We start from the raw sequence: 2672 nt of genomic DNA, 5'->3' as shown, positions 1-2672 counted from the left end.
TGGTTGACGACAATTACCTTGGCCGGTTGACGACAACTATGTTGGCCGGTTGAGGACCCTTACCGGGCGGGTCCGGGAAGCGGGGCTACCGTGTGACCTTCGAACACAAACCGAAGGTAGGCGGTATGCCCGGCAAGAGAATCACGGACCACCAAGTGCACAAGTACAAACAACACCGCAATAAGCTCAGCCAAGTAGCTGCTGCCGCCAAGGCCGGCATCAGCGAGCGCAGCGCCCGGCGCGTTGAAGACGCCACCGCTTTACCCTCGCAACGCGCAGACAGGAGCTGGCGCACTCGGGAAGACCCGCTGAGTGCGGTCTGGGACAGCGAAGTCGTACCGCTGCTGCAAACCGATGTCAGGCTCAACGCCGTCACCTTGCTGGAAGAACTCCAGCGTCGCTACCCCGGGCAGTGGGGCCACAGCGTGCTGCGCACCCTGCAACGACGCATGCGTTTGTGGCGCACCAAGTTTGGTGCCGAACGCGAGGTCTACTTTGCCCAGGAGCACCCCCCAGGACGTATGGGCCTGTCGGACTTCACCGAGGCCAATGACCTGCAAATCGAGATTGATGGCGCGGCGTTTCCCCACCGGCTGTACCAGTTCGCCTTGGCGCATTCGGGTTGGCGTCACGCCACAGTCATCACCACCGGTGAGAGCTTCATGGCGCTGTCCACGGGTTTGCAAGCCGCGCTGTGGGCTTTGGGCGGCGTGCCTGAAGAACACCGTACCGACAGCCTGTCGGCGGCCTTCAACAACTTGGCCGAGCAAGAAGAACTCACACGACGCTACGCCGACCTGTGCCGCCACTATGGGCTACGCGCCAGCCGCTGCAATCCGGGTCAGTCCAACGAGAACGGCTCCATCGAATCGCGCCACTACTCCCTGAAGACCGCGCTGGATCAAGCCTTGCGCCTGCGCGGCAGCCGGCGCTTTGATAGCTGCGCCGACTACGAATCGTTTGTTGACACCATCGTGCAGAGATTCAACATCCGTGCCGCCAAGTGCATGGCAGTGGAGCGGCCCATGCTCAAACCTTTGCCGGTACGCCGCACGGCCGAATTTGAGGAGATGCCGGCCAGGGTCAGCAAGTACGCCATCTTCACCCTCAAGGGCGTGCAGTACAGCGCGCCGAGTCAACTCATTGGTCACCGTCTGATGGTGCGTCAGTACGCCCAGCATATCGAATGCTGGCTGGGAGGTCAGTGCGTGCTCAGCATGCCCAGGGCGTTTACACGGGAGGGACAACGCCACGCTCGCTCAATCGACTACCGGCATTTGGTGGGCGCTTTGAAGCGCAAGCCTGGAGCATTCGCCCGCTGGGTGCTGCGCGATGCAGCGTTCCCCCGCGCGGTGTACCGCCAGACGTGGGAGCGATTGGCAGCGGCAAGACCTGAACGCGAAGCCTGCAAAACAATGGTAGGCCTGCTGGTCCTGGCCGCTGATGGGTATGAGGCCCAACTGGCACAGGAGCTGGAGCAGTTGATCGAACTCGACCAGTTGCCCGATTTACACGCATTGACCCAACTGCTGGCGCCACCGAACAGTGCGGTGCCAGATGTGGTGGTGACGTTGCCCACGCTTGCCGTCTATGACGAACTGATCGAGGTGACGCTATGACTGGCACGTCAATTACAACCTCGCCGCGACTGGGCCTGATGCTTACGGATCTGCGACTGCCCACTATCAAACGCCTTGCGGGTGAGCTCTGTGCGCAATCGGACACCGAAGGCTGGCCCGCTCACCGGCTGCTTGAAGCATTGCTGGAGCATGAAATCAATGAACGCGAGGCAAGACGCATTGACCGCCACAGAGCGGAATCGGGTCTGAGTCCGGACAAACGGCTCTCCAGCTTTGACTTCGCAGCGGTGCCCACCGTGTCCAAGGCGCAGGTGATGGCGCTGACAGAGGGTAACGAATGGATTGATCGCGGCGCCAACGTCCTGCTGTTTGGACCGCCGGGGGTTGGCAAGAGCCATTTGGTGTGCGCTCTGGGCCATGCGCTGATAGAGGCCGGGCGCCGCGTACTGTTCACCCGCTGCTCAGATCTGGTGCAGCGATTGCAGGCGGCGCGGCGTGATCTGCGCCTGCCCCAGGAACTGGCCAAGCTCGACCGCTTTGATCTGCTGATCCTGGACGACCTGAGCTACGTCCGGCGCGACCAGGCCGAGACTTCCGTGTTGTTCGAGCTGATATCCGAACGCTATGAACGAAAGAGTCTGGCAATCACGGCCAACACGCCGTTCTCACAGTGGGGCGAAGTGTTTGTGGAGCCGGCCATGACGCTGGCCGCAGTGGACCGGTTGGTGCATCACGCAACCATTCTGGAGATGAACGTGGAGAGCTACCGCCGCCGCGCCGCGCAGGCGGGGCATGCCCCGCCTGCGCGAAAGGTTCGCTCAACTCAATAACCAATCCAACTCATTCCCCGCTTCCACCGGCCAGGATAGTTGTCGCCGAGCGGTCAGGATAGTTGACATCGACCAAGCGAACGTGCCGAAACAGTTTTCGCCAGACAGGACCCACCTTGTTCTGCCGCCAGCGCCGAAGTGTTTTCACGCTGACTTTCCAGCGCGAGGCCAGTTGCTTTTCGGTCATCACGGGGTAGTGCATTTTTTTCTCCACGGCAGATGCACCCATGACAACGTTATTATTTGAAGAAGCCAAGCGTTT

At 61.1% G+C, this 2672-nt stretch carries 2 protein-coding genes and 1 pseudogene; 2 read left to right on the top strand and 1 reads right to left on the bottom strand.

The annotated features are described in order from the left end of the window. Positions 1-125 precede the first annotated feature (125 nt). Positions 126-1619 (top strand): IS21 family transposase, encoded by a 1494-nt coding sequence (gene istA / locus ACESMT_RS01690; protein WP_372824625.1) that lies wholly within the window; start codon positions 126-128, stop codon positions 1617-1619. After that, entirely contained in the window at positions 1616-2410 is a 795-nt protein-coding gene (gene istB, locus ACESMT_RS01685; RefSeq protein ID WP_372824623.1) for an IS21-like element helper ATPase IstB, read from the top strand. Before istA ends, istB begins: the two co-directional genes overlap by 4 nt. 10 nt (positions 2411-2420) lie before the next feature. On the opposite strand, the pseudogene ACESMT_RS01680 reads toward istB, so the two are convergent. Then, a pseudogene (locus ACESMT_RS01680) lies at positions 2421-2672 on the bottom strand (hypothetical protein); the annotation flags it as partial.

This window comes from Polaromonas sp. (assembly GCF_041689105.1).
GTDB lineage: Bacteria > Pseudomonadota > Gammaproteobacteria > Burkholderiales > Burkholderiaceae_C > Polaromonas.
Note: the sequence above shows the minus strand (reverse complement) of the source record. Positions and strands in the feature narration are given on the sequence as shown.

Excerpts from the sequence above, each read along its gene's own strand:
- istA (WP_372824625.1), top strand. The coding sequence starts at position 126 with ATGCCCGGCAAGAGAATCACGGACCACCAAGTGCACAAGTACAAACAA.
- istB (WP_372824623.1), top strand. The coding sequence starts at position 1,616 with ATGACTGGCACGTCAATTACAACCTCGCCGCGACTGGGCCTGATGCTT.